This is a genomic window from Microbulbifer aggregans (genome assembly GCF_020524005.1).
GTDB lineage: Bacteria > Pseudomonadota > Gammaproteobacteria > Pseudomonadales > Cellvibrionaceae > Microbulbifer > Microbulbifer aggregans_A.
On the sequence record NZ_JAIVKK010000001.1, the window covers coordinates 22,225 to 48,603 of the forward strand.

A 26,379-nucleotide genomic window follows, 5' to 3' on the forward strand; every position below is an offset into this window, starting at 1 on the left:
TTTTGAAGTCTACCCCTTGCTGATCCGGTAGCAGGGGATGTAGGCCTTGCCGGGCAGTTTCATCCGCTGTTGTTTCACAAATGATTCCAGCAGGCTATCCATACTGTGCATCAGCGCCGGGTCCCCACACAGCTCATAGGGCCCATTTTTCTCCACATTGCGAATACCTTCGTCTTTCACGTTACCGGATACGATACCGGAGAAAGCACGGCGCAGGTTGGCGGCAAGCAGGTATGGCTCCTGATTGGTATGCAGCGCCAGGTTGCGCATGTTCTCGTGGGTTGGGCTGAACGGCCGCTGGAATTCAGTGGAGACCTTCAGTTGCCAGTTGAAATAAAACGCATCGCCTGAATCCTTGCGGTATTGCTGCACTTTTTGAATCCCGGCCGCCATTTGGCGGGCCACTTCCTGCGCATCATCAATAATGATCTGGTAGCGAGACCTGGCCGCCTCGCCGAGGGTAGCGGCAATAAACTGATCGATACGGATAAAGTAGTCGGCCGCACTGGCCGGGCCGGTAAAGATTACCGGGAAGGGCTGATCCCGGTTCTCTTCATGGAGCAGTATCCCCAGCAGGTAAAGAATCTCTTCGGCGGTACCGGCACCGCCGGGGAAGACGACAATACCGTGGCCGGTACGTACAAATGCCTCCAGACGCTTCTCGATATCCGGCATAATCACCAGCTGGTTGACGATCGGGTTTGGTGCCTCGGCCGCAATGATACCTGGCTCGGTAATACCGAGGTATTGTCCGTGACGGTCGCGCTGCTTGGCGTGGCCGATGGTCGCACCTTTCATCGGGCCTTTCATCGCACCGGGCCCGCAGCCGGTACAGATATCCAGGTGCCGCAGGGCCATTTCGTAGCCCACCTTTTTGGTGTAGTCGTATTCTTCCTGCGATATGGAATGGCCGCCCCAGCACACCACCAGCCGTGGCACGCGGTTGCGGTCAAAAGTACCGGCGTTGCGCAGGATATGAAATACCGCGTCGGTCACGCCCTGGGCAGATACCAAGTCGTAGCGCGGGTCGCCGGTGATTTCACTGTTGACGTAAATGATGTCGCGCAGTACCGCGAACAAATGCTCGGCGATACCGCGAATCATCTTGCCGTCAACAAAAGCGCTGGGCGGGGCATTTTTGACCTGGAGTTTGACGCTGCGCTCGGTGGGCAAGACGGAGATATCGTAGTTGGCAAACTTTTCCAGCAGCTCCTTGCCGTCGTCCAGGTAGCCCCCGCTATTCAATACCGCCAGGGAGCAGTTGCGAAACGTTTGGTATTGGGGGCCGCGGCTATCGTCGGTCAGTTTATGGATTTCATATTTGGACAGAATGTCGAACTGCCCGGTTGGTGATACTTGTGCATCGACGAGTTCAATGGACATGTAATCCTCGAGTAATGCTAGAAGCCGCGACAGTACGAGGTGTACCTCTTCGCGGCTATTGAGGGGCAATCGGGAGAAGCTGATTGCGTTCGCTATCAGAGTACTCCACGGATTGATGAACGTGCTAGTACAGAAGCATATTGGCGCTAAAAGCCTCTAACGAGACCCGATTTGGTACTCGGAATATACCTCTGGCGGAAACGGGGCGCAGGTTCAAAACCAGGCCGGAAACGCTTTCATCAGCGCGTTCACGCGCGATTTAGATATTGGAATCTGGTGTCCAGCGACAAGCAGTGTCCATTTCTTATTTTGTTTGTCTACGGATAGGACTTGCTTCGGATTTACCAGGTAGGAGCGGTGGACCGGGTGTAAAAGATCCGGGAAATACTGCCTGATATGTCGCAGTCGCAGGAACACATAGCAGGGTTCCCGTTCATTGCTACAGTAGATCCCGCTATAACCTTTCTCGCCCCGAATAAACAGCAATTGGTCTTTTCTCTTGGCGATCTGGTAGATATCGGACAAGAGCTGCGGTTGTTTGGTTAACTCGCGCAATTGTTGGCGAGCAAATACCAGTTGCTGTGATAGGGCGCGGAAATAGGCTTCTTCTTGGGAAGTCAGGGGGGAGGTAAAGTTGATGTGCAATTTTTGATCGGCGAGGTCGGGGTTGCATACGACACCCTGTCGCTTATCTGTCGATATATGTATCGGTTTATCAGCTTGGACTTCAATGTTGAAGCCGCCAATGTCTTCCCCCTTTACCAGGCTGTCTTCCTGGTAAAGCCCGAGGGTTTCTATTCGCGAGTCTTGATTGAGAAAATGGAACAAGGTTTCCAGCATTTTTTCCAAGCTGGTTTGTTGGCCAACCAAGCCAGTAAATTGTATAAGGGATTGGAATTCACATGCGTTTGTTTTTTGTTCCCGGGCGGTCTCTGTTTCCTGCTTTTTCCGGTCAGGTACTGGTTTGTCTTGTTCCAGTCTTGTGGAAGGGAGATTAACGCTCGGCGAGCCATTGTTCACCACCATCCAAATGGGAAGCAATTGATATTGTAGCTGCGCGCTACCAATTTGGAGGCGGTGTAGCACTTGTTGGTCGGGATCTGGAATTTTGGGGAGCAGCGTAGCTGGTGGGTGACGAAGCAAAAAAATCAGCTGGTCTAAATGAGGGGGCAGAATCTTGGCGGATCTCTGGATTACTTCGATAGAATGAATTTCCTGCTGTTTGGCCTGTTGCGCCCTTTTTAGCGTGACAAACGCGTAGCTGGCAACGGCCCCAATTAGCAAGCTTACCAGCCAGACCCAATGTCCCCGTAACGTATCGACCACCCCAAACCAGAATGCCTCCAGTCCAAAAAAGTACTGGTGACTTCGCGTTAGCAGACTGGTTTCGTCAGTTGTGTCACTGGGCAGATCCCATAGTGCGATACCAGCAAGGTTGTGTCTGGAAATGTAATGCAGCTTTTCCATCAACGAACGAGGCTCTTCAATACTAATGAACTGCCCAGATTCAGGCTGCCATGCGTAAAAGCTCTTGGTCTCATTGTCCCAGTGCGGCTCGAACTGGTTGCGCTGTAAAAGTACTTGTAGATTCAGGTAGGGAACCGAGCCGGTTGCCCCGGAGGTTTCGTTGTCCCAGATGGTATAGATGGGGCCTTGGGCCGTTTGGTTGAGCCCCTGATTATACGGAGCGACCCTGTTCCAGCCCGCGCCGCTGGCTGATACGCGTATCACCAGTTTTTCCGGCGGTACACCTTCCTCCATTAGTTGAGAAATAGTTCCGTTGATGCTGGGGGCTGGACTATTGGGGCTCTCGTAGAGAGGGCTGGCGTGGCCCGTCTCTGAACTCCAGGGGCCGGTATAGTCACTTGTGAGTGGCACATAAGCGTCGATGAAGCTGTTTAAGCGGCGGAACGGCCATTTAGGCCGTTGGCGAGACACCACGGGAGCGGTCAGGAAAAGGGGACAATCGCGACAGGCACTTTTAAAACGTTTGGCAAATTGCAGCAGATTTTCTAGGTCTGCTGGGCTTCTTTCGGATCCTTCCGGGCCACCAATAACAGGGTAGCGCCAGTCGATCTCCAGACCATCAAAACCGTAATTTTGAATTAGATTCAGGCTACTGTTTAAGAACTGATCGCGCTTTTCAGGTACGGAAAACAAACTTGAAAAATGGGAAGAGCCAAGCCAGGTGCCCACAGAAAAGAGCACCTTCAGCTCAGGATTTCGTTCTTTTAGGAGCTTTATCGCTGAAAGATTGCCTTTGCCTAGATGCGTGTCAGCCGCTTCGGTTTGCCCATAATCGGCGAATTGGTCGAAAGAGGCCAGGGTCCCATCTTGGTTTACATTTACACTGCTGTAGATAAGGTGAGTAAGAAGCTCAACTCGGCTTTCTGCCAGCGTGGAAGGCTCTCTAAACGTCGACCAGTAGGGATAATAGCCTACGATTAACGGTTGGTTTTCCGCTGTTCCCTCGTTGGCTATCGAGAACAACAAGCAAAAAAATATAAAGAAAAACGGGCGAGATACCCAATTTTTACTGCTGACTACGGCCACTGCATTCCCTGCTGCTCGACTTCCTTCCTGTACGCCGATCTTGTATCCAATAGTGATTGGTGGTCACGGTGTATCAGTGGGCTTCCATTTTTGGAGAGCAATCGTAAATTTTTTCTCGGCCACTAAACAGTGTGATGTGCGTTGCCTTGTGAAATTTGTGACCAATATTGAGTTTCCCGCGTCGCATCTTGGCGCGATTTTTTCTTTTGGGGCGGTTTTTCTGGTTCCATTCGTGAAATGAAATTTCACTGGGTTTTCTTAACTCTTTGAAAGTAAACAAAAAAAATCCCACGTCGGGGCAGTTGGTAACATCCGGGCATTGTGGGGGTGGTGGGGAATGGGGTTCTGAATAAACTCGGCTTCGGAGTGTGGGGTTGGCAAGCGATGCTTATTCTAATCTCCGTATTTTGCGAAGCACATCCCTTGCGCTCCACTAGGCCAAATTCATAACAAATACAAAATATTGGAATCTCCATGAGCAAACTCACACTGAAAAATACCGCTCTAGGCACTGCATTCGCTGGGCTATTTTTGATGCAGGAGGCATTTTCGGCCAATGTACCTCCCAGCCAATTGCCTCCTGCGGGGATTGCCGTAGAAGAGGCACCATTGTTTGTTGCCATTGCCTTTGATGACAACGGACTGGTCGATAATGGTACTCCGGATCACCCTGTACTAGGTGGCCAGGCATGGGTTTTGGATCTTTGGGCGCGTTCGGTCAACCCGACGGGAACCGGCAATGTCGACAATTTCGATGGCCAGGTACCCCATACCACTTTCTTTAACTTGTGCTCGAACATCACCAGTGACAATTGGAACGCGAGTGTCGTGAAACAAGGCTGGCGTAGCGCCATGCTGGAAGGCCATGAAATGGCCAATCATACGATGGATCACCTTGAGGAAAGTGATGAGCTGGATGCTGTGGGGTGGCAACAGCAGGTCGAGCCGTGCACTGCATTAATGAGTAAGCCGTTTAACCCCGATGAGGGCGCCGGGGTGCCGGACGATCAATATGGAATTGGAGCAGCTCCGGCTATAGGTTTCCGGGCGCCGTACTTGAGGTATAACGCGAACCTCTATGATGTCCTGCTAAATGGCGGGTTTAAGTATGACGCTTCAATTGCCGAGGGATATCACTGGGAGCACAATGGTACCAACTTCTACTGGCCGTATACCCTGGATAATGGCAGCCCTGGTGCAGACCTGCTTGCAAGCTGGGGTACAAAACCAAAAATCGGGCAATATCCGGGGCTTTGGGAAGTGCCGACTTATGCCATGGTCGTACCGGCTGACGAACAGATGGCTGCGTTCGGGCTTGACTACTCATTGCGCAACAAGATGGCAGAAACTGTAGCTTGGTTTGACGTGGCTTCGGGCAAGGTCGAGTCTAGTGATTACAACCTGTTCTATCAATTCGGCTTGAATAAAGCAGAAGTACTCGCGATTTTGAAGAATACGCTGGATCTGCGTTTAGCGGGTAACCGCGCTCCACTCACATTCCTGGCGCATAGTGATTATTACGCAGATATCTTCGATACCTGGGTAGCGACAACCACCACCGCGTCGGAACGTCGCGCAGTGTTGGAAGAGTTCCTGGCATATGCGCTCGCAAAGCCGGAAGTTCGCCTGGTAAGCCACGAAGAACTGGTTGCGTGGATGGAGAAGCCGCAAGCTTTAAATGCGGAGCACTGCTATCACGCAGCTTGGGAAAGTGATCGAGCCTATGTTGCCGGTGAAAAAGTAATCTACAACAACGCCCAGTGGCAAGCCAGCTGGTGGAGTTTTAACGGGCAGCCAGAGGATGTGTTGTGGGGCTCTTGGGTAAAAGTAATGGATTGTGAATAATTCTTCCAAGCCCGCGTTTTAACAGCGGGCACCCCTTCCTGCAAAGGATTGCAGGCTTCGCTTGGCCGGTTCTTTAAGGACTGGCATTTTTGTATCTGGAAGTCGAGAATCCAGCGCCTGAACAGGTCGCCGAAACGACGGCTTTGCAGAAACTGATTGATGGCTGAAAACCTGTTTTCCAACCAACTGGGTCTGCACTTCCTGGCTGAACTCTAGGCTTGTCTTGTTGGCGGGCAGGGGGCTTGCTTCCTAGCCGGTGTCATCCTTGATTCCTGCTGCTGTCTATTTTCACACTCATTTGTATGCCGCTCGGGTGGCTATGCCACGCAGTTCTGGCGCCCGGCTGACAGGTGACATAGGCCCACTGAATAGTGGGTGGTGTTGTTGCTGGGAAACGGCATATCCACTAGCAGGTTACCGGTGAAATACGTTTCAGATCCCTTGAAAGATTTTTATGTGCGAGGAGTGGAGGGGCTGGGACGTAGCCAATGGCTCGACGGCTCTTGCCCAGGCCCTCGGTGAGCGGGCGAACCAGAAAGTGCCCCCGTCATGACAAACGCATTGAGGCTGCGAATTTTTTGCTCGTATGGTTGATCGGCCGCGGCAATTGCCGGGTTTTTCAGTTTTGCCTCGACGGTGTTGGTTTTGACAATTGCTGCTATTTTTGTCAGCCGTTCCCCCAATCATTGGCGTATTTGGCTGGTTTTCTTGCCTGATCCTATGGTTGTTCGGCGGATTGGTGGTGGCGGTGCGTCGGGCGGAGTAGAGTTGCGTTGAGGAGGACTGACTGACTTATGGCCAACCAAAACCACACTCAAAACATACAGGGCGCCGGTATTGGAGCGCTCCAGCAATCGATGGCGGGCGTTATTGCCCGGTGGGTCACAAAGCAGGCGGACTACGCGACACCGGTCCCCAACCTGAGTTTTTTTCGTCGGGAGGTTCCTTCTGAGCCCGACTTCTGCCTGATCGAGCCCAGCGTGGTGATTCTGGTCCAGGGGGAGAAACAGATCGCGATTGGCGGTGAGGAATACCCTTACGATACGTCGCATTTTCTGATTACATCACTGGATCTTCCCGCCACGTCCCAGGTGATTTCAGCCAGTCCTGAGCAGCCCTGCCTTGGCTTTGCATTGAAACTGGATTTGCGCATGCTGGCCGAGCTCATTGCGCAGGGCAATGTCCCGCCACCGCAGGCGCGGGGCGCCGGTAGCAGTATCGGTTTGGGGCGGGTCACCGCGGACCTTCTTGAACCGTGCAATCGCCTGTTGAGACTCATGGATGAACCGGACGCGATTGATGTACTGGCGCCGTTGATCGAGCGAGAAATACATTTCCGGCTGTTGCTCGGAGATCAGGCGGCACTGGTGCGACAGATTGCGTCGGTGGACAGTCACGGTTACCGCGTGGCCAAGGCGATCGACTGGCTGAAGCTGAACTTCGCCTCGTCGCTGAGGGTGGAAGAACTGGCCGCCCGCGTACAAATGAGTGCGCCGACCTTCCATCACCATTTTCGCCAACTCACCTCCATGAGCCCCCTGCAATACCAGAAATGGCTGCGATTGAATGAAGCGAAGCGGCTGATGTTGAATGAACATCTGGACGCCGCCAGTGCAGCGTTCCAGGTGGGCTATGAGAGTCCCTCGCAATTCAGTCGTGAATACAGCCGTCTGTTTGGCGCGCCGCCGAAGCGCGATATTGAGCGGCTGCGCAGCCAGGCCAGCAACGTCGCCTGAGCCCGTTTCTTTGTGGCGATGTACCCAATGCCTCCATCGTTTTCAGGTTGAGTATGCGCTGTACGCCTCGCCAATGCGGGTGTCGTACTGGTTTTCCGAGTAGGCAGGGCCGTTGTAACCACGCGCAAATGCGGCCCAGTCTTTTGCTCTCAGGTGTCTGGCCAAATCAGTGGTTATCAGGAAGTTGGCGAATGCCTGCAGGTGGTATTTTTCGCTGATATGCATGTCGGTCACAAATCCTGTCACAGAGCCGTAGTCGCATTTGTGAAAGTTGAAACCCATGATCTGGAAGCGTCCCCAGGAGGAGGATTTCATCGCCGCCTCCGCATCGAGAGCGTAAGCACTCAGGAAACGCAGGTATTCCTCTTCACCGCCTTTGTAGTGGGCTTTAGTCCATTTTGCGTGTGAGAGGGTGGGGTGCTTCTGATCGAATTTGCCATTGGTAAATCGGGAGAACCAGTGACCCTCAAAAAGAACTTTCGGGACGTTATTTGACAGAAAACCATCGCCCCGGCTCTCGACTTCGGCGACCGCTTTTACGGCGGCGATATCCACCCCGAGCGCATTGGCAGCCTGTTGAAAATCACTTTCAGACAAACCTTTTTGAGGGTTCGCGACGAGCAGCGTGGTTTTTGTGAGGCGGATGGCGGGTTGGTGACTTTCACTCAGGATAGCGTTTGCCTGTAGTGCCTTGTACGTGTGCCCACCGGGGTCGACACGGCCATCCGGATTTTGCATTCCCACCACCTTGCGCTGGAATTCCATGATCAGGTCGATGGTGAGTGGACCACATTTCCCGTCTATCTCAATTGGTGCATGTGGCGTTAGGGATGCGATGTTCTGGTTGAGCAGGGTCTGTACTACGACAACATCATTAAATCTGTTTTCAGCGCTACTCCCTACTGAATCCGTTAGCTTCATGAGAAAGCCTCCTTCCTTCGTGGGTGTGGCCAAACCGGTTTCCCGTTTGACTCTGTGATCTGGTCGAGGTGACTAGACAGATTCGGTTGTCATTCTGGCAATACTGGATCCAGTTTTATGAATAAATTTTTATTGGGCTTAGTGGGGTTGCCTGGGTATCAGGCAAGCACCATTTCAATATGCGGAATACCGTCCTCGTCGTAGGGCTCGGAAACCGGTTCAAAACCCAGGTCGGTATAGAACTTGTTCAGGTACAGCTGCGCGGAGATGCGGATTGGTGCCTGCGGATATTCCCGGCGGGTACGTTCAATGGCCGTGCGCATCAACTCCTTGCCGAGACCGGTACCGCGTGCGGCTTTGCTTGTCAGTACGCGGCCAATGGAGGGTTCCGGATACTTTTCCCCGGGATGGACCACACGCAGATAGGCCAGGAGTGTGGGCGATTCCGCGGTATCGTCCCAGCAGGCCAGGTGCCACGCGCGCTGGTCTTTGCCGTCCACGTCCTGATAAGCGCAATCCTGCTCTACGACGAAGACTTCCTGGCGGACGCGCAGGATTTCGTAGAGTTCGGTTGGGCTTAGCTGGTTGAAGGTGGACCAGCGGAAAATGAAGGGCGCGACGGGCATTTGGTTCGCCTGGGTGGGTTGGTTTTTATTGGTTGGGGCAATATAGCGTTAATTGTGGTGGGGGGTGAACCTTTGGTTTGTTGTTGATGGGTGCCGACAGGGGGGGAATAATGGGCTGATCCTTACGGCGCAGGTATTGGGGGTGGCGGAGGGGGAGGATGGACTCAAAAAACACTTGGGTGTTTTTTGACCCTGCGGGCTCGCGTTGCTCGGTCTTAACTCGCTATGCGAGTTAATCGAACCTGGGAGGTTCGTCTGCCGCGCGAGCTTGCCGTAAAGAAAGGCCGATCCTTACTTGGGGTATTTGGTGTGTTGGCGGGGAGGATGGACTCAAAAACACCTGGGTGTTTTTGACCCTGCGGGCTCGCGTTGCTCGGTCTTAACTCGCTATGCGAGTTAATCGAACCTGGGAGGTTCGTCCACCGCCCGAACTTGCCATACAAAAAAGGCCCGATCCTTTCGGATCGGGCCTTTTTTGTATGGCGCGCTCGGGAGGATTCGAACCTCCGACCGCCTGGTTCGTAGCCAGGTACTCTATCCAGCTGAGCTACGAGCGCGTTGGGGGGCGAACAATAGGGAAAGTGGAGATCTGCGTCAAGCGCTTAATTAAAATTTCGTTCGGCTTTTGTTGTTCGGGCTATTTTCTGAACAGTGTACTGGTTGCCATACGGTCGATGCCGTCCAGTTCCCTATAGGCCTGCCGTGCATCTTCGTCGTCGGTGAGGTGGCTGCGTAGGAACAGGCTGATCGCCTGGCCGATGACGTGGCGGGCGCGTTCCGGGGTGACGGGGCTATCGATAAAACCGCGGCCACAGGTGGAGTCCGGTGGGCTGCAGATGGAAAAGTGGTTGGCGTCCTTGAGCAACAGCAGGGTATTGCTGCCATCGCGATCTGGCAGGGCTTCATCGAAGGTCTGCCTGAGGCGGTCCGTAGAGCTGGCATTGCTGGAGCCATAGTGATGGGCGCTTTGGGCTATACAGCCATCCTGCTCACCGCCAATCAATAGCACCGGCACATCGCCACCAATGGGCAGGACGGTTTGTGCGGGCCAGCCCAATGCGGTGGATGCTCCGGAGTGGGCGCCGTAGGAAAAAACTGCTTTCAGTCCCGGAAACCATGAGGTACGGGCGTTGAGCAGTGATGCAGTACCGCCGGCGCTGTGGCCGCCGAAAGCGAGGCGCTGGAGGTCCAGCTTACCGGCCAGGGTGCCTTCCGCGTTCACCCGTTCCAGCATCGACATAATTGCCGGCATGGCGATTGCTGATGGCCGGTCGCCGAATTGCGCTGGTGTCAGCGCTTCGGCGTCGATACCCGGGGTCGCCACAATTCCGCCAATGCCCCCGTGACTGATCAGCTGGTACGTGACGGTGGCAATACCGAAAGGCGCAAGCAGTTCTGCCAGCCAGCGATAGCTGGAGTGGTCGGTATTCATACCGGGCAGGATAATCAGGACCGGGCATGGTGAGAGGGTAGGGTCTACCGGCACTGCGCCAGTATTGCGTTCGGTAGCGGTATCTCCAAATTGTCCGGGATAGTAAATTCTCGCGATGCCGGTGTCGTAGGGTGGGTTGAGGGTGTCCACTTTGAAGGCATCGAAGATACAGCGTGTCATGTACATGTAAGTTGGCCTGGCGCATCTTTTCACTGAGGATAGGCGCGAGTCTTCACGGGAGGATTGATAATTGTCAATTCGCACGGACTTGAGATGGGGTATCCATAATCCGCAGTGGCCAGTAATCCGTATGCATTACACGCCTTATAAAAATCCCCCGGTCAACGAGGAAGTCAGAGTGAAACAATTACACGCACGGGTGCGCCTTAGATTCCTGATGGTGCCAATCCTGTTGCTGGGCCTGCCAACGGCAGCGATCCAGGCTTATCCGTTGTCTACCGATGAGGGCTTCTGCGCGCGGGTGCAGCAGTTTATCGCCGGTACCGATATGACCGTAGACAATGTGGTGTACGAACAAGATACCTACTGGACTACGTTCAAAAAATCCAAGCCCCTCGCGCAGCCCTTAACCACGCATCAGTATGTGGGCTACCAGTTGGCCGATGGTGAGCGTACGGATTATCCGGTGACCGTGGCTTGTAAAATGAAGACTGCCGAGCGTATCCGTACCGCGAATGCGGGGATGAGTGATGTCACCATTGCCAAGGAAGATCGCGCATGCCAGACCTGGCAGGGGTTAATGCTGGACGATATCTACACGGCGCTGGAGCAGCAGGGTGATGCGGCACTGCTGTCCAGGGAGCGGATTGCTCTGGCGGAGGAAAACAATGTGTACATTGGTCCGTTATGGCTGCGCCCGGAGCTTTACCAGGTAGCTTACAAAGATGGTGATACGGTGAGGTTGCGCAGCAAAGCGCTGCATGTGGAGTACCGTCGTTTTATGCCGGTGCCCGACAGTTTTATGGGTACCCATTACTGCACCATGATTGCGCCGGAGTATCTGGCCAAATTGCTGCGGGGTGAGGCGGAAGCGCCAGCGTTGCAAGAGTAACGCACGCAGGAGGCCGGGATATGGTCCCGGCTTCCTGCCCCGTGATTCAGGCTTAAGCCTCCACCACTCGCCGCATCTGCTCTTCGCCCATTCGCAAAGTCAGCATCTGCTGTACTCCCTCCTCACCGAACACCTTGGTCGCCAGCTTGTTCATCGGGTCGCGCTCGTAGCACAGGCGTCGCAGCTGGTGGTCGTCGCGGCGCAATGAAACGCGCTCGCTTTCCGGCAGCGGCAGGGCTTCGTCGTACCAGCGCAGCCAGTGGGCGAGCATGCGGCGGGTGTAGTCTTCGAGGATATCGATATTTTCGTCGTTCAGATCACCCATCAGGCTCTGGGTGGAAGGATTGATCAGGGCGCGCATATAGGGTCCGTGGCTTACGGACCACTGGAAGTTCTCGTGGCCGCGCAGTGCGAGGTATTCGTCGTTGATGGGCGCGTAGTATTTGTCGAGGTAGTCGCTGTCTACCAGCAGGTTGCGACGTGGCATAAAGTCAAAATAGAAAAACAGTTTCGGAATGGTGCCGAACACCATCACAAAGTGCGGCACGTCGGTTTTCTGGCCCAGGTACGTGGTGGCATTCATATCGAGGATGCTGGCCTTGCGGTTGCCCAGCCAGGAGTTCACCAGCCACTCACAGTCGCCGCCGCTCCATGCCTGGAACGAGCCCTCGAATTCGCCGTTGGGTGAGGTGTAGTACTCGCGGTCGGCACAGGCCGGCTCCAGTTCCAGCCCGGTAAAGCGGCTGGCAATGGTTTGCTTCACGTCGGTGAGGATGCCCCAGCAGCGCTCCCACGCTTTGCTCACGTCCACATTGGGGTTTTCTGCAAGAAACTGGTCGATGGTTTTGGTATCGGAATGCATGGCTCGTCTCATTAATCACAAAGGTGATTGCGGTTTATTGTGGTGAAATGGCTGCTGGCTCAATCAGGCCGGCGCTGTTTCTTGCAGGAATTCTGCATTGGGATCGCCGTGCGCCACGCGGTAGCCGGTGGCATAGATTTTCTCCGCCGAAATCCTCCGGTTGGGCGCCTTGATCTGGTTGAGAAACTCCAGGCGCGTCAGCCCTTCGGCATCACAGATGGCATCGAATACGCGTGCGTTGGTGGCCGGCGTACGCTCGTTGTCGCACACATTGAAGATTCCGCTGAGGCCGTGTTCGATCGCGTGCGCCACCGCACTCACCACATCTTCGAAGTGAATCGCATAGAGCAGGGCATCGGCGCCGAACAGTGCCTTGCCACCGAAATAGGAATGCGCCATTTTGACCCGTTCCGGGAAGCTCAGATCTCCCGGGGCACCGTACATGTCAGGGAAGCGTAATACGCAGCCCCCGGCGCGGGAGAGGATTTTATGCTCTGCCTGCTGGTAGTACAGGGAGGAGGGTTCCTCGTGGTTGCTGGTAGGGGTTTCTTCTGTGATCGCGGTGCTGCCTTCGCCGCCGTCGCCATACACGGAGAATGACGAAAGGAAAATCAGCTTGTCACTGCAGGCAGCGGCGCTCGCACAGGTTTCCACCAAGGTCTGTTTGTAATGCTGGTGGCGTTCTTCCGGGGTGCGGGTATTTTTTACGTTGGGGGCCACGGTTACTACGACCAGGTCCACACCTTTTGCCGCCTGGGCGACTTTGTCGGATTCGTGCCCTTTCAGCACAACGACTTCATCGGCAAACGGTTTGAGTGATTCGGTCTTTTCCGGTGTGGTGGTGGTGCCGATTACCTGGTGCCCCTGTTCTCGCAGCCGGCCTCCCAGCGCCTTGCCCACATGCCCCATGCCCAGTATCAGTATTTTCATTATTTTCTCCCGCCGGGGGTCTGTTGAATATCGCACTGATACTAGGTGAGGCGGGGTGGGCCGCATTGACCATTGTCAATTCCGGCCCGGGGGTAGGGGGGTCAGATTGCAGGTTCTGTGACGGGCTGCTGTGCGCTGGTGACGCCCTCGTGGGATTCGAAATATTGCACTTCCGCCAGTTCGTAGCGGGTCTGCATATAGCCTTCCACCTCGGCACGCAGCAGCAGGTAGTCGTCGTCGGCAGTGCACCAGACGTTGTAGGGCGGATGCTCTTCCGGCAGGTCCGCTGCAGTATCGGTCACCTGGAAGTGCCGCGCGCGGAAGGTGCCGGCCTCCACGGTGATTTCGGTTTCTCCCACATACACCAGTGAAAACCCCATCTTGAACAGCAGCGGGCCGGTTGCACCCCTGTGATCCGGTGATGACAGCATCATGTGCGGGAAGTGCTGTTTGCCTGGCCCTTTGGAAAGGTCGTAAAGACGCATCAGCAGGCCGTCTCCGGCAATCGGGTGGCACTGCATCCACTGCACCGGGGCGGCCAGTTCGATGCGCTGGCTGATACGCCCATCGCGCTGGTTGAAGGTTTCGCATTCAGCGAGTTTGTTGGTAAACCGGAACCAGCCACTGCCCTCAAATTTATCCCCTACGGTCAGGCGCACGGAGCAGTCCAGCGGTGCCGAATCGCTGTGGCGCAATGCCTGCACAATGTCCCGCGTAACACTGGGGGCATCGTCGATCTCGCAGTGCGCCTGTAATACATCGGTACCGTCGGTCTGCTGGCTTATATTGAAAAACTCGCGGCCCCGCTCGTGGCCAAGGCGCTCGGGTTTGCGGCTGGTATAACGAATATGTCCTCGAATGCTGCGGTAGGGCATGGGCTTCTCTTGTTATTGGTTTTCGGTAATTGTTGTTTGCGCGCCGGTGTCGGTTGCCGTTAATCAGCACTCGATCAATTCAATTCGCTCGCCGTCGTGGCCGTGCAGGGTGCAGCTGCGGCGCCCGTTATAGGGGGGCGCTTCGTGCATGTGCGCTTCGGCCTGCTCGGGAAGATGGTCGATGTAAAAGGTCACCATGGCGATGCCGCCCGCCAGGGTGTGGGGTTCACCGGGAGCGATGGCAAGCTTATCCAGCTGATCGATTTCGATCAGGGTACTGTCTGCCAGTTGCAGCGTCGCCAGCGGATGCTGCTGATCCATGGGCAGGTCGCGCAACTGGTTGATGACGGTCACCTTTGTGTCAAAGCTGAGGCCGCTGTGCCGCGCCAGCGATTCGTAGCGGGCGAGGGAGGCTGTGCGATCCGTACTGGCGAGTACCGGAATAAACAAGTGGTCGACCGCGCAGGTAGCCTGGGGGAGCTGAAAGGGCGGGACATCCCCGGCAATCTGTGTGAGGTACAGCAATTCGCCAGCGGGTCCCTGCACCTGCACCGCACGGATCTTGTCACTGAGTTCCAGGTTGGCCACCGGGCGCAATACCTTGAATGGTGAATCTGCCAGCGAGGCTGCCAGCCCATCCACATCCTCCACCAGAACCTCCATCGCCATCCAGCCGGCACAGGCCAGCGGGGTGGCTGGCTCTGCGTTGAAATCTTCGACGATGCGTAGCCACGGACGACCCAGGATGTTGCCGAGCAGCCAGTAGCGTGCGCCGGCCAGTGATGGACATCCCCATTGTGTGGTCATCGGCGCGGCCAGGGATTCGCTGGCGAGAACCTGGCAGTGCAGGTAGCTGCAGTAGTCGTCCACCAGGCGTGCGGCGTCCGCGCTTGCCAGGGTAGCCAGACAGCAGGGGCCGAGTGCTGGGTTCGAATCAGATGTGCTCATCGGGAAATCCGTTGTTCTCAAAGTTCTAATGTTATAATAATATATCAAATATTGAGAAAAAAGATCTTATCTGACCCGAGGGTACAGGAGGGCAGGGAATATGGCGATATCGGGGGCGAGTACTCTATTCGACAAGCTGTGGTCGGCACATAGCGTGTGTGATCTCGGTAACGGGGAGGCGCTTCTCTATATCGATCGCGTGTTCCTGCATGAGCGCACAGGATCCATTGCCCTGCAGAGTCTGCACAGTGCCGGTTATGGTGTGCGGGATGCCCGGCGGGTCTTCTGCACTATGGACCACATTGTCGACACCTTTCCCGGCCGCGGCGATAAAACGCTGATGCCTTCCGGTTCCGAATTTATCGTGGCTACCCGCCATGAAACCCAAGCGGCGGATATCCGCCTGTTCGATGTGAACGATCCGGACCAGGGCATTGTGCATGTGATTTCCCCGGAACAGGGACTGGTGCTACCGGGCCTGACGTTGGTTTGTCCGGACAGTCATACCTGTACCCAGGGAGCCATTGGCGCGCTGGCCTGGGGCATTGGTTCCAGTGAAGCCGAGCATGCGCTCGCCACCGGAACTCTGCGAGTGCGCAAGCCGAAAAATATGCGCATAGTGGTCGATGGCACGTTGCGCCCGGGTGTGACCGCGAAGGATCTTGTCCTGCATCTTATTGCACAGTTCGGTGCCAATGGCGGTGCCGGTTATGCGGTGGAGTTTGCCGGCACGGCGATCGCGCAACTGGATGTCGAGGCCCGCTTCACTCTCTGCAATATGGCAGTCGAGTTTTCGGCATTTACAGCGGTGATTGCGCCTGATGACAAAGTGGAAGCCTATCTGGCGGGGCGGGACTTTGCCCCAAAAGGCGAGCACTGGCGCGAGGCGGTCGAATACTGGCGGAGCCTACGCAGCGATGCCGGAGCGACCTTTGAGTGCGAGCTGCACGTGGATGCGGGGGTGATCGAACCGGTAGTGACCTGGGGTACCAGTCCCGAGCAGGTTGCAGGCATTGGCGGTTGTATTCCGGATGTGCACAGTTTTACCGAGCCCCACCGGCGAGAAGCTGCGCTGCGAGCGCTCCAGTACCAGGGGCTGCAGGCCGGTGAACAGATTGCGGACATTGCGGTCAATGCGGCTTTCATCGGTTCCTGCACTAACAGCCGGCTCAGCGACTTGCGTGCTGCTGCCGAAGTGGTCAAGGGGCGTCGGATTGCCCATGGCGTGCGTGGAGTGGTAGTGCCGGGTTCCCGCCGCGTGAAAAAGGCAGCGGAGCGTGAGGGCCTCGACCGAATTTTTGTCGATGCCGGATTCGAATGGCGCGACTCGGGCTGCTCCATGTGTTTCTACGCGGGCGGTGAAACCTTCGGCGAATTCCAGCGTGTCATTTCCACCACCAACCGAAATTTTGAAGGGCGTCAGGGGCCGAATACGCGCACGCACCTCGCCAGTCCTGCGACGGTAGCCGCCTCGGCGATTACCGGGTCGATCACCTCAGCGGAAATGCTGGTAGCGAGCGAGTCACTGATTGCATGAAACCGTTTATCTGTCATACGGGGATAGCGGCACCACTGTTGCGCCGCAATATTGATACCGACGCGATCATCCCTTCGCGGGAAATGAAGCGCGTATCCAAGCGCGGGTTGGGCGAAGGCTTGTTCGCGGCCTGGCGTTATACCTTGCCGGGCGGCCGCGAGCCCAATCCATCGTTTGTATTGAACGGCCCTGAATACCAGCACACTTCAATCTTGCTGGCCGGTGACAATTTCGGTTGCGGCTCATCCCGTGAACACGCGGTATGGGCGCTGGCGGAATATGGTATCCGTGCGGTGATTGCCTCGGGCTTTGGAGCAATTTTTCACACCAATTGCATCCGCAATGGTGTGTTGCCGGTACGCCTGGACGAAAGCGAAATCAGTGCGTTAGCGGAACGGGTACAGCGGGATCCGCAAAACAACGCCGTGACCATCGACTTGCAGCAATGCCATATCCGGTGTGGCGACTTTACATGCGACTTTTTCCTGGAAGAGGGCGCGCGTGAAATGTTGTTAAACGGGCTCGATCCCATTGCGTTGACTCTTAAGCAGCGAAAAGCGATCGATAGCTTTGAGCAGGCGCGTCGCAAAGAACATGCCTGGGCATTTGCCCCATTGGAAGAATGTGTGGAAGGAGTACTGCCGTAATGCAACCCATGACACTCCTGCAGCAGCTGGTGCTCCTGCTGGATCGAGATATCGATGAAGCCGCTCTGGAGCGCGCTCAGATGCACCTGCTCGACTGGTTGGGTTGCGCCGTTTACGGGGCGCAAAGCGAGCTGGCTGGAAAACTCAAGAACTACCTGGAAACGTGGGGAGCGCCCGGGGAATACTGGAGTCTCGCCGGGCGCAATAGTTGCTGGCAGGATGCGTTGCAGCTAAACGGCGCGCTTGGCAGTGTGTCCGAGATGGACGACCTGCATCGCACTTCCACGTTGCATCCCGGGCCGGTCATTATCCCGGCCGCGCTGGCTGTCGCCGAGATGGTGAAGGCCAGCCCTCGCGCGCTGCTCGAGGCCATTGTGGTGGGCTACGAGGCCATGATCCGAATCGGGCGGGCACTGGGTCGCGATCACTATGCGCTGTATCACAGTACTTCGACCTGCGGCAGTTTTGGTGCCGCGGCCGCCGCCGCACGCTTGCTCGGCCTCAATCATGAGGAAATGGTCTGGGCGCTGGCCAATGCCGGTAGCCGTACTGGCGGTTTCTGGCAGATGCGACACGAAGCGGTGGAGACCAAGCACCTGCACAACGCGGGCGCGGCACACGCGGGTGTGCAGTCGGCGCTACTGGCATCGCAGCAGTTACGCGGTCCGGCTAGCCTGCTCGAAGGCACTCAGGGCTTCTTTGCCGCGACTTCTTCCCAGGCGATGCCGCTCGCCGTTGTCGATCATGCAGCTGATGGCTGGCTGTTATTCCAGTGCAGTTTCAAACCCTGGCCAGCCTGTCGTCATACCCACCCTGCGATTGACGCTGTGCGTTCATTGGGGAGGATTGCGAGTGATGACATCCGTGCACTGCATATCAGTACCTATGCTGACGGACTCATCTTTTGCGACCGTCCGCAGCCAGAATCTCCCGCGCAAGCGCGTTTCAGCCTGCAGCACTGCGCCGCGGTGGCGTTACTCTGCGGTACACCCGAGATCCATCACTTTGAACAAAACTTCCTGCAACGAGAGGATGTGGCCGCGCTACGGGCCAAAGTCACGCTGCACGTGGATGAAGAACACCAGCGCGCATACCCGGGGCACTTCAGTGCAACGGTGCGTTTGATACTGAATGATGGCACCGAGCGCGAAGCGATTGTGCGCGATGCCTGGGGCGATCCCGAGTGGCCCCTCACCGGCGAGGATATCGTCAGCAAGGCGCGTGTATTGTTCGCGGCGGGCGGCGTCGCTGTGGAGCCGGCGGCGGATATTGTGGAAGTCGTATTGAACCTCCGCGAACAGCAAGACCTTGGCGGACTGTTTACTGCACTGCGTGCACTGGGAGGTTGATGTGCAGGGTTATGAACAGCGGCTGGTTCAGCACGTGGCCGGGACGCAGTTTGAGCAGCTCGACAGCGCTGCAGTGGAGGCCTGCAAAATTTTCATCCTCGATTCGGTCGGGGTGGGCATCAGCGGGTCGCGGCTGCCCCATGCGGCAGATCTTCTGCACACGGCAATCGGCTGGGGAAGCACAGGGCCTGACAAGTCGGCCCAGGTATGGGGCACGGATGTGCGGCTTCCTGTCGCCCATGCAGCCATGGTCAATGCCTACCAGATCCACTGTCAGGAGTTTGATTGCGTCCACGAGTCGGCCGTAGTGCATCCGATGGCGGTCATTCTGTCGGCACTGTTGGCTGAGGCCGAAGCCCGTGGCTGCGACGGTCGCACACTGATACTGGCACTTGCGCTGGCGGTGGATGTCGCCACTGTGCTGGGTATGAGCGCTGACAAACCCATGCGTTTTTTTCGCCCGGGAACCGCCGGTTGCATTGGCGCCGCAGCAGGGCTCGCGCGACTGCGTGGATATAGCGCCGAGCAGATCCAGCACGCCATGGCCATTGCCTACAGTCAGACCGGCGGCACCATGCAGGCCCACACTGAAGGCGTGGCAGTGTTACCGATGCAGGTCGCATTCAATGCACGTAATGCGATTGTGGCGGCGGACATGGCGGGGTTTGGCCTTGTGGGTCCCGAACAGTTTTTGAGTGGCGATTACGGCTATTTCTCCATTATGGAGTCCGATGGTAAAGCGTCTGAGGCCTTCGCGCTGCTGGGACAGGAGTGGCAGATTGCCCGCGTAAGCCACAAACCGTTTCCCACCGGGCGTGCCGCACACGGCACACTGGATGCGCTGATGCAGTTGCGCACGCAACATGGGTTTGCTGCACAAGATATTGAATCTGTAAGTATCGAGGCGCCGCCGCTGGTACGCCGTCTGGTGGACAGGCCGGCAATGCCAGGGATGAGCGTGAATTATGCGCGGCTGTGTATCGGATACGTGTCGGCCACGCTGCTGATCACCGGTGATGTTGGCGTGCAGGATTTTGACGATGCTGCATTGCACGATCCGGCAAGGCTGGCGCTGGCTGCGCGTATCGGAATGCAGCCTTCTGCAAGCGAAGACCCGAACGCGCTCGCGCCTCAGGCGGTAACTGTGCGCCTGCACAATGGCACCGAATACCGGCGGGAAATGCTGGCCATTCTCGGCCATCCCGACAGCCCCCTGAGTCGGGTCCGGCAGCAGGATAAATTTACCCGGTGTCTCGCCTCCGCCCGTTATCCCATGGGTCCGGCGCAGGCCGATGAAATCACTATGCAGATAGATCAACTGGATCACCTGTCCAGCATTACCCAATTGACTGAGCTGCTGACACCCGAACAGCAGCCTGTTGTTGCCACCACCTGAAGAGAGCGCGGATTTTTCATGCCATACCCAAGCTATTTCGAGAGTTTTGATGTACAGCAGGCGCTGGCGGATTACCCCCTCGGCGATGCGTTTCTGGAGCGTTATACGGGCATGTCCCGCGATGAACTGCGTGACCTGCAAAATCAACGTTTTCTCAAATTGATGGCGCGTGGCTGGGAAATACCCTTTTATCAGCGCCTGTGGGGCGAAGCCGGAATCGAACCCGGTGATATCTGCAGTATCGATGACATCGAAAAACTGCCGGTATTTTCCAAGTCGGACATCATGCAGAGCGTGGAGCAGTTTCCCCCCATCGGCGATTTCAGTGGGCTGGAAGGACTGGCTCCGGAACAGCGCCCACCGATCGTTTTTCATACCACCAGTGGCACCACCGGCAGGCCGCAGCCGATTATTTTCGGACCGCGTGGGCGCGAGATTCAGGCCATGCTGGTGGCCCGGGCCTACCGTTTTATGGGGCTGAAACCCGGGGCTACAGTTCAGTCGACTTACGGGCACGGCATGATCAACGGAGGCCACTACATCCGCGAGGCGGTTACGCGCTATACCAACGCGCTGTTTCTCTCCGCCGGTACCGGTCTCGAAACCCGATCCGCCCAGCAGGTACAGTTGATGCAGGACTTTGGCGTCAACGTTCTGGTTGGCTTTGCGGATTACATCAAGAAGCTCGCCAGTGTCGCGGAAGAGCAGGGGCTGAAACCCGGTGAAGACCTGCGCATCGATATGATCATCGGCCACCTCGGCCAGGAAACCCGCGCAGCACTGAGCGAAGCCTGGGGTGGTGCCGCGCTTTATGACTGGTACGGCGTTGCTGATACCGGTTGTATTGCCGCGGAGGGGCCTGACCAGAACGGATTGTATGTGTGGGAAGACGCGCACTACCTGGAGTTGCTGGATGTGGATAGTGGCCAGGCGGTAACCGCCGGTGATACCGGCAACATGGTTGTGACCTGTCTATACAAAGACGATATTTATCCGGTTATCCGGTTCAATACCTGTGACATTACCTCGGAGATTCCTGGGGAAAATCCGTTCAATTTACCGTTCAGGCGTATTCGCGGTTTCCTCGGCCGTTCCGACAATATGGTCAAGCTGCGGGGCATTAACGTTTATCCGCACGGAATTGGCGGCATGCTGGCGGAGCTGGAAAGCTTTACCGGCGAATACGTGTGTATTGCCGAGCGCGACGACGCTGGCCGCGAGACACTCACGGTCATGGTGGAAGTGAATGCGCCGGTGGCGGAACACCCGTCGATCGGGGAGCAATGTGGCGCGTTACTGAAACGCAAGCTGGGTCTGGAAGTGGGGGTGGAGCCGGTGTCGGCAGGCGCTACAGCCCAGTGGACCGAGATCGACCGCCGGCAGAAACCCCTGCGTTTGATTGACCGGCGGTTTGGTTGAAACTGTGCGAATTCTTCGCTGGAAAAAGCCCATGTCTCGAAAGCTTCACCCTGGTATCAGTGACGACATTCTTGCCAAGGACGCCACGGCACTGGCGGCCTGCCTGCAGTGCGGGGAGCTCAGCAGTCAGGCGCTGACGGCGCGCACGCTGGCGGCCATTGCACGTAGTCAGGACAGTATCAATGCGTTTGTGCACCTGGATCGCGAGGGCGCAATGAATGCGGCGCGAGAGGCTGACGTGCGGCGGCGCAAGGGGCAGCCCCTGTCTGTACTCGATGGGTTGACCTGTGCGGTGAAAGACAACATCGATGTGGCCGGGATGCCGACTGCGAATGGCCTTGGTTATCGTGGTACTGCCCCGATTGCAGCGCAAGATGCGCCCGTAGTGGCGCGCTTGCGCGCGGCGGGCGTGATCGTGCTGGGCAAGCTGAATATGCATGAAATTGCGCTCGGCGCGACCAACGATAATCCCCACTGGGGCCGCTGTGAGAATCCCCTGCGGCCCGGTTATACCCCGGGGGGATCCAGCGGAGGCTCGGGTGCAGCAGTGGCCGCCGGTCTCTGCGCGTTTGCGCTCGGCACCGATACCATGGGTTCGGTACGTATCCCCGCCAGCTACTGTGGCGTCGCCGGTCTGAAACCCGGGCGGGATCATATCCGTATGGAGGGCGTTACGCGCCTCTGCCGTCAGCTCGACACTGTGGGGCCGTTGGCAAGATCCGCCCGTGACCTTTGTACGCTCTGGCCACTACTCAGTGAAGATACGTCTGGCGAGCTGCCGCTGCCGAAGAAAATCGACCTGGGTAACGTGCGTTGGGCAGTAATGCGCGACTGCGAAGAGGTTGGTGTCGATGGGGAAATCAGCGGGGCATTCCGGAACTTGAGCGATACCTTGCCCGGGGTGCAAAAATTGTCGAGAGCATTTTCCGCGATCGATTTTTCTGCGATTCGCCGCGCCGGGCTGTTGCTGTGCGAGGCGGAGGCAAATGTTGCGTTTGCCTCTGAGCTGCAGGAGCAACCGGAGCTGTTTTCAGATCAGTTACGGGGGTTGTTGCAGTGGGGAGCACAGCGCTCCGCGCCAGATCTGGTGCGTGCAATGGATGCGGTGGAAGAGGCCGGTAACTGGTTGAGTGGCCAGTTGCAGGGGGCTGATTTTCTGTTGACACCCACCGCCCCGCAAACGGCATTTCCTTTTGCTGAGGCAGCGCCGGTGAATCAGGCGAATCTCACCAGTGTCGCAAATATGGCCGGCTATGCGGCGGTCAGCATCCCGCTTGCTGTTTCATCGGACGGGTTACCGTTTGGGGTTCAGATTATCGGCCGCGCTGGTGCAGAGTCGGCGCTGCTGAATATCTCGGTAGCGCTTCAGGAGTGGTTGGAAGAGCGTGCGCTGGCAGTGACGGCGTGAACGCTTGTTTGGTATAGCTCTGTATCTGGGAGACTGAAAATGACGATGGATACACCAACGAAGCCGGTGGTGGATACCGGTGTAAATACGCCGTGCATTGATTTCAGTCTCGATGGCGCACTGGCACGGATTACCATTGCCAACCCTACCCAGCGCAATGCGATGACCGTTGCGATGTGGGAGCAGCTCTCGGCACTACTCGATCGCGTCGCCGCCGATGATGGGGTACGGGCCGTGCTACTCAGCGGGGCAGGGGAACGCGCCTTCTGTGCCGGGGCCAATATTGAAGAATTGACCCAGGCAATGGGCGACCCGGCAGAGATGCGCCGGCAGAATGCCCTGATCCGCGATGTACAGCTCAAGCTCGAGCAGCTCCCGCGGCCTACGATCGCATTGATTCGCGGCGCCTGTTACGGCGGCGGCTGCGGGCTGGCGCTCGCATGTGATATTCGCCTGGCGGAGGCCACGGCAAACTTCGCCATCACTCCCGCCAAGCTTGGCATCCTTTACAGCCAGGTTGATACCAAGCGACTGTTGCGGGCTGTGGGGGATGCCAATGCGCGGGATATGTTGCTTACGGGATTGCCGGTCAGCGCGGCACGTGCTCAGCAGATTGGTCTGGTCCAGCACGTTGCCGAGGGTGTGGAATTTGAGGACCGCGCATGGGCCCTTATCCAGAGCCTGCTGGATAACTCCCAGTATTCACTGCGTTGGACAAAGGCTACGCTGCGCTACCTCGCCGGAGGTAATGATGAAGGGAGTGGTGAGACCAAACCGGCTCTCCTGCACGCGTTTGACGAAGCGTTTTCCGAACCGGATTTTGCCGAGGGTTGTGTGGCATTTCTGCAGCGGCGGAAAGCGGATTTCCGCTGGCCTGAAAAGTGATTGAGCTTTTGTCTGCGCACGTTTGTCGGTGAACCGACAATCGTCTGCATGTCCTGGATTGTTTAGCTGTTGGCCAGCTCCTCGATGAGTTCTTCAAGCTCAGTGGTCGCGCTCACTTTTTCTTTGCGGGCCAGCTGGCGTGCCTCGCGATCTTCGTCGAACTGTTCGATTTCCTGCTGTACCACGCGCAGTATCCGCGCAATAAAATCCTGGTGCCATAAGCCCCGTTCACGCGCGGCTTCTGAGTCGGGCTCGTAACTGTCAATGGCCTCGCGCTCGAGCAGACCGCGTGCGTCGAGCAGGCGCTCCAATGTGTCGATGCGCTCGCGGCTTACTGCCAGTTCACCGGCAACGGCCATCAGGATCGACATCAACCGATCGATATCCGCATCCTTGAAATACATCGGGCGTTTGCCCCGGGCCTTGTTGCCCGCCATGGTGATTGGATCCAGCGTCATGGCATCACTCCCGATAACTGGTGAATGGCTTATTCGTTTATTTGCTCGCAATGTATGCGTGCCAGGCCGGCTTGCGGCCATAGTCTTCATTGTCCGTGTCGGCTTTCGCGGCGCTGGGAAACAAAGTTTCGTCGACGACCGCATACAGGCCCAGGGTAGAGATATTGTCCCGCGCAAACCCGGCCCGTTCGATGGCCTCGAACAGGTCCAGGTCATGCAGGGTGCCCCAGAAAGGCTCGTTGTTATTGCGGGTATCCCAGTCGCGCATGAACTGCTCGTACGGTGGCATGTCCGATGTGAATTGGGGTTGCTCGATGTGCACTACCTTGCCGCCGTTCGCCAGCAGGCGATGGGTTTCACCGAGAATACGCGGCAGCGCCCGGCTCGAGGTTTCGTGCAGGAACATGCAGGTGATGATCAGGTCAAAGCTGCCGTCCTCGGCGTCGATGGCCTCGGCGTTTTCCTGGCGGAACGTAATATTTTTGATCCCCAGGGATTTGGCCCGTGCGTTGGCGTAGCGCAGCATTGGTGCAGACACGTCGATGGCGAGGATTTCTGTCTCGGGAAAGGCTTGCGCGAGGGGCACGATGTTGTGCCCGACGGTACAGCCGATATCGAGAATGCGGCGAGGCCGGTAGCCTGCTTCTGCCTGCTCCCGTAGCCACTCAACAAGGGCTTGACCGCCTCCGTCGCTGTAGCGGCCCAACATGCCTGCAGTAGTGACAAAAATCCCACTGTCGTAGTTGGCGCCTGCAGCGATATCGTCCTTGCAGTATTCGGTGTGATAGCCCCCTGGCATACAGTGAATATCCACCGCGCTGATATAGCGGGGCACTTTCACTGCAGGGTTCAATTGCAGTGTTTCACTGCCCTCATTCAGCTGGTTCGCCTTTGTGACTAATTCCGGCAGCTGGCGAAATACCATGGCGCGGCTGTTCTGCTGCCGCATTTCCATGGTGTTGCGGCGCAGGCAGCTCCACAGCTGATACAGGGGCTCGCGTCTCATCAGTTCACCCACTTCGCGCCGGTTTGCCGGCGTAGCACCGTCTTCCACGCGACGGTCGAAGGCCTTGCGGACCCCGGGCAGCAGTTGGGATGCCAGGTGAATATTCAGGTTGGTGAGGAAATTAAACCGGGCTACTTCATCGTGACTTGCCTGCGGGAATACGCCGTGTCGTCCGACCGCATTCCAGGCGGGCGGTGCCTGCCGATCTGCACTTGCCATGGGAAACTCCGCGATTTGCGAGGATTTTTCCGTAGTCTAGCGGTGTGCTGCACATTGCCCATGACAATTGTCAACTGGGGCGAGTAGTGCGGGTCTGCTGCACAGCGAGCACCGGGCGCGGCCGGTGCCCTTGCATAAGCTAGTGGACGCTGGCCAGTTCTTCGAGCACGCTGCGATCAAGAATGCGAATGCGGTGGGCGCTCACAATTTCAATCAGTTGCATGGACTTGAGGCGGGCAAAGGCGCGGCTGACGGTTTCAATGGTGAGGCCGAGATAGTCGGCAATATCCTGTCGGCTCATGATCAATTCGATGTCGGCATTCTGGGTGCCGCACTGGCGCCTCCCGATTTGCGCGAGCAGGAAGCACAGGCGTTCGTGGGCCTTTTTCTGTCCCAGGGCAAATAGCTGATCCAGTGTTTGCGCCAGTACGTTGCCGCCGATCTGGCGCGCGTTGGTCTTGAGCGTGGTGGATTTGTCCACGAGGGAAAGAAAGTCCCTGCGGATGAAACACTGCAGTTCGGTTTCCCGTAGTGCGACGACGCTGTATTCATAGTCGTCCGTATTGGTGAAACCGATGTAGTCGCCGGAATAGGCGAAGGCGATCACTTGCCGGCGGCCGGAGCGGGAAAGACGCTCGATCATCAGCGTGCCGGAGACAATCACGTAGACATTTTGCGCAGTGCTGTGTTGCTTGATCAGCTGCTCGCCAGCGGAAATGCGCCGGCGCTGACAGATGGCCGTTAGTTCCGCGAGCTCTTCATTGCCAAGGCCGCGGAACAGACGGGAATGAAAAAATGTTTCCGGGGGTTTTAATGCGGGGCTGTTCACCGTCACCCTTCCTCATAATTATTATTCCCGCAGACTAAACCCA

Annotated in this window: 22 protein-coding genes and 1 tRNA gene; 10 read left to right on the forward strand and 13 right to left on the reverse strand. The window is 56.8% G+C overall.

Going from position 1 to position 26,379, the window contains the following annotated elements:
- Positions 1 to 9: 9 nt before the first annotated feature.
- Entirely contained in the window at positions 10 to 1,383 is a 1,374-nt protein-coding gene (gene ppnN / locus LC093_RS00085) for a nucleotide 5'-monophosphate nucleosidase PpnN (RefSeq protein ID WP_226660745.1), read from the reverse strand.
- Positions 1,384 to 1,596: 213 nt separating this feature from the next.
- The gene (locus tag LC093_RS00090; RefSeq protein ID WP_226660747.1) at positions 1,597 to 3,936 is read right to left on the reverse strand and encodes a glycosyl hydrolase family 18 protein; all 2,340 of its coding nucleotides are present in this window, start codon (positions 3,934 to 3,936) and stop codon (positions 1,597 to 1,599) included.
- Positions 3,937 to 4,410: 474 nt separating this feature from the next.
- Between LC093_RS00090 and LC093_RS00095 the strand changes: the two genes are divergently transcribed.
- Together LC093_RS00095 and LC093_RS00100 are read left to right on the forward strand one after the other, a co-directional pair.
- Complete coding sequence (locus LC093_RS00095) at positions 4,411 to 5,781, forward strand: hypothetical protein (RefSeq protein WP_226660749.1); 1,371 nt, start codon at positions 4,411 to 4,413, stop codon at positions 5,779 to 5,781.
- A 794-nt stretch (positions 5,782 to 6,575) separates the two neighbouring features.
- Complete coding sequence (locus tag LC093_RS00100; RefSeq protein ID WP_226660751.1) at positions 6,576 to 7,517, forward strand: AraC family transcriptional regulator; 942 nt, start codon at positions 6,576 to 6,578, stop codon at positions 7,515 to 7,517.
- Positions 7,518 to 7,559: 42 nt separating this feature from the next.
- Here LC093_RS00100 and LC093_RS00105 read toward each other — a convergent pair whose 3' ends face one another.
- From LC093_RS00105 to LC093_RS00120, 4 genes are all read right to left on the reverse strand, one after another.
- Positions 7,560 to 8,471, reverse strand: a complete 912-nt coding sequence (locus LC093_RS00105; RefSeq protein ID WP_226660753.1) for an N-acetylmuramidase domain-containing protein — start codon at positions 8,469 to 8,471, stop codon at positions 7,560 to 7,562.
- A gap of 125 nt (positions 8,472 to 8,596) precedes the next feature.
- A complete protein-coding gene (locus LC093_RS00110; RefSeq protein WP_226660755.1) occupies positions 8,597 to 9,064 on the reverse strand; it encodes a GNAT family N-acetyltransferase in 468 nt (155 codons plus the stop codon).
- Positions 9,065 to 9,544: 480 nt separating this feature from the next.
- A tRNA-Arg gene (locus LC093_RS00115) sits at positions 9,545 to 9,621 on the reverse strand.
- Between the two features lie 80 nt (positions 9,622 to 9,701).
- Positions 9,702 to 10,682, reverse strand: a complete 981-nt coding sequence (locus LC093_RS00120; protein ID WP_226660757.1) for an alpha/beta hydrolase family protein — start codon at positions 10,680 to 10,682, stop codon at positions 9,702 to 9,704.
- 172 nt (positions 10,683 to 10,854) lie between these two features.
- On the opposite strand from LC093_RS00120, the gene LC093_RS00125 reads away from it, so the two are divergent.
- A complete protein-coding gene (locus tag LC093_RS00125; RefSeq protein WP_226660764.1) occupies positions 10,855 to 11,568 on the forward strand; it encodes a hypothetical protein in 714 nt (237 codons plus the stop codon).
- A gap of 52 nt (positions 11,569 to 11,620) precedes the next feature.
- Here the strand turns inward: LC093_RS00125 and LC093_RS00130 are convergent, their stop codons facing one another.
- From LC093_RS00130 to LC093_RS00145, 4 genes are all read right to left on the reverse strand, one after another.
- A complete protein-coding gene (locus tag LC093_RS00130) occupies positions 11,621 to 12,430 on the reverse strand; it encodes a hypothetical protein (RefSeq protein ID WP_226660766.1) in 810 nt (269 codons plus the stop codon).
- A 63-nt stretch (positions 12,431 to 12,493) separates the two neighbouring features.
- Entirely contained in the window at positions 12,494 to 13,360 is an 867-nt protein-coding gene (locus tag LC093_RS00135; protein ID WP_226660768.1) for an NAD-dependent epimerase/dehydratase family protein, read from the reverse strand.
- Positions 13,361 to 13,461: 101 nt separating this feature from the next.
- A complete protein-coding gene (locus LC093_RS00140) occupies positions 13,462 to 14,235 on the reverse strand; it encodes a hypothetical protein (RefSeq protein ID WP_226660770.1) in 774 nt (257 codons plus the stop codon).
- Positions 14,236 to 14,298: 63 nt separating this feature from the next.
- Entirely contained in the window at positions 14,299 to 15,183 is an 885-nt protein-coding gene (locus LC093_RS00145; RefSeq protein WP_226660772.1) for a hypothetical protein, read from the reverse strand.
- 100 nt (positions 15,184 to 15,283) lie between these two features.
- Between LC093_RS00145 and LC093_RS00150 the strand changes: the two genes are divergently transcribed.
- From LC093_RS00150 to LC093_RS00180, 7 genes are read left to right on the forward strand one after another with little or no spacing between them, the layout of a single operon-like run.
- Entirely contained in the window at positions 15,284 to 16,720 is a 1,437-nt protein-coding gene (locus LC093_RS00150; protein ID WP_226660774.1) for a 3-isopropylmalate dehydratase large subunit, read from the forward strand.
- The gene (leuD, locus tag LC093_RS00155) at positions 16,717 to 17,367 is read left to right on the forward strand and encodes a 3-isopropylmalate dehydratase small subunit (RefSeq protein ID WP_226660776.1); all 651 of its coding nucleotides are present in this window, start codon (positions 16,717 to 16,719) and stop codon (positions 17,365 to 17,367) included. The genes LC093_RS00150 and leuD overlap by 4 nt, the downstream gene beginning before the upstream one ends.
- A complete protein-coding gene (locus LC093_RS00160; RefSeq protein WP_226660778.1) occupies positions 17,367 to 18,716 on the forward strand; it encodes an MmgE/PrpD family protein in 1,350 nt (449 codons plus the stop codon). Before leuD ends, LC093_RS00160 begins: the two co-directional genes overlap by 1 nt.
- A 1-nt stretch (position 18,717) precedes the next feature.
- Entirely contained in the window at positions 18,718 to 20,112 is a 1,395-nt protein-coding gene (locus LC093_RS00165) for an MmgE/PrpD family protein (RefSeq protein ID WP_226660780.1), read from the forward strand.
- 18 nt (positions 20,113 to 20,130) lie between these two features.
- Positions 20,131 to 21,531, forward strand: coding sequence for a phenylacetate--CoA ligase family protein (locus LC093_RS00170; RefSeq protein ID WP_226660782.1), 1,401 nt, complete (start codon positions 20,131 to 20,133; stop codon positions 21,529 to 21,531).
- A gap of 31 nt (positions 21,532 to 21,562) precedes the next feature.
- Positions 21,563 to 22,939: an amidase gene (locus tag LC093_RS00175; protein ID WP_226660784.1), complete on the forward strand. Its 1,377-nt coding sequence runs from the start codon at positions 21,563 to 21,565 to the stop codon at positions 22,937 to 22,939.
- Positions 22,940 to 22,978: 39 nt separating this feature from the next.
- Entirely contained in the window at positions 22,979 to 23,824 is an 846-nt protein-coding gene (locus LC093_RS00180; protein ID WP_226660786.1) for an enoyl-CoA hydratase/isomerase family protein, read from the forward strand.
- Positions 23,825 to 23,886: 62 nt separating this feature from the next.
- Here the strand turns inward: LC093_RS00180 and LC093_RS00185 are convergent, their stop codons facing one another.
- From LC093_RS00185 to LC093_RS00195, 3 genes are all read right to left on the reverse strand, one after another.
- Positions 23,887 to 24,282, reverse strand: coding sequence for a hypothetical protein (locus LC093_RS00185; protein ID WP_226660788.1), 396 nt, complete (start codon positions 24,280 to 24,282; stop codon positions 23,887 to 23,889).
- Positions 24,283 to 24,319: 37 nt separating this feature from the next.
- Positions 24,320 to 25,507: a class I SAM-dependent methyltransferase gene (locus LC093_RS00190; protein WP_226660791.1), complete on the reverse strand. Its 1,188-nt coding sequence runs from the start codon at positions 25,505 to 25,507 to the stop codon at positions 24,320 to 24,322.
- Positions 25,508 to 25,646: 139 nt separating this feature from the next.
- Positions 25,647 to 26,336 (reverse strand): Crp/Fnr family transcriptional regulator, encoded by a 690-nt coding sequence (locus LC093_RS00195; RefSeq protein ID WP_226660793.1) that lies wholly within the window; start codon positions 26,334 to 26,336, stop codon positions 25,647 to 25,649.
- Positions 26,337 to 26,379 lie beyond the last annotated feature (43 nt).

Excerpts from the sequence above, each read along its gene's own strand:
- ppnN (WP_226660745.1), bottom strand. The coding sequence starts at position 1,383 with ATGTCCATTGAACTCGTCGATGCACAAGTATCACCAACCGGGCAGTTC.
- LC093_RS00095 (WP_226660749.1), top strand. The coding sequence starts at position 4,411 with ATGAGCAAACTCACACTGAAAAATACCGCTCTAGGCACTGCATTCGCT.
- LC093_RS00100 (WP_226660751.1), top strand. The coding sequence starts at position 6,576 with ATGGCCAACCAAAACCACACTCAAAACATACAGGGCGCCGGTATTGGA.
- LC093_RS00110 (WP_226660755.1), bottom strand. The coding sequence starts at position 9,064 with ATGCCCGTCGCGCCCTTCATTTTCCGCTGGTCCACCTTCAACCAGCTA.
- LC093_RS00120 (WP_226660757.1), bottom strand. The coding sequence starts at position 10,682 with ATGTACATGACACGCTGTATCTTCGATGCCTTCAAAGTGGACACCCTC.
- LC093_RS00130 (WP_226660766.1), bottom strand. The coding sequence starts at position 12,430 with ATGCATTCCGATACCAAAACCATCGACCAGTTTCTTGCAGAAAACCCC.
- LC093_RS00135 (WP_226660768.1), bottom strand. The coding sequence starts at position 13,360 with ATGAAAATACTGATACTGGGCATGGGGCATGTGGGCAAGGCGCTGGGA.
- LC093_RS00140 (WP_226660770.1), bottom strand. The coding sequence starts at position 14,235 with ATGCCCTACCGCAGCATTCGAGGACATATTCGTTATACCAGCCGCAAA.
- LC093_RS00145 (WP_226660772.1), bottom strand. The coding sequence starts at position 15,183 with ATGAGCACATCTGATTCGAACCCAGCACTCGGCCCCTGCTGTCTGGCT.
- LC093_RS00150 (WP_226660774.1), top strand. The coding sequence starts at position 15,284 with ATGGCGATATCGGGGGCGAGTACTCTATTCGACAAGCTGTGGTCGGCA.
- leuD (WP_226660776.1), top strand. The coding sequence starts at position 16,717 with ATGAAACCGTTTATCTGTCATACGGGGATAGCGGCACCACTGTTGCGC.
- LC093_RS00160 (WP_226660778.1), top strand. The coding sequence starts at position 17,367 with ATGCAACCCATGACACTCCTGCAGCAGCTGGTGCTCCTGCTGGATCGA.
- LC093_RS00170 (WP_226660782.1), top strand. The coding sequence starts at position 20,131 with ATGCCATACCCAAGCTATTTCGAGAGTTTTGATGTACAGCAGGCGCTG.
- LC093_RS00175 (WP_226660784.1), top strand. The coding sequence starts at position 21,563 with ATGTCTCGAAAGCTTCACCCTGGTATCAGTGACGACATTCTTGCCAAG.
- LC093_RS00180 (WP_226660786.1), top strand. The coding sequence starts at position 22,979 with ATGACGATGGATACACCAACGAAGCCGGTGGTGGATACCGGTGTAAAT.
- LC093_RS00185 (WP_226660788.1), bottom strand. The coding sequence starts at position 24,282 with ATGACGCTGGATCCAATCACCATGGCGGGCAACAAGGCCCGGGGCAAA.
- LC093_RS00190 (WP_226660791.1), bottom strand. The coding sequence starts at position 25,507 with ATGGCAAGTGCAGATCGGCAGGCACCGCCCGCCTGGAATGCGGTCGGA.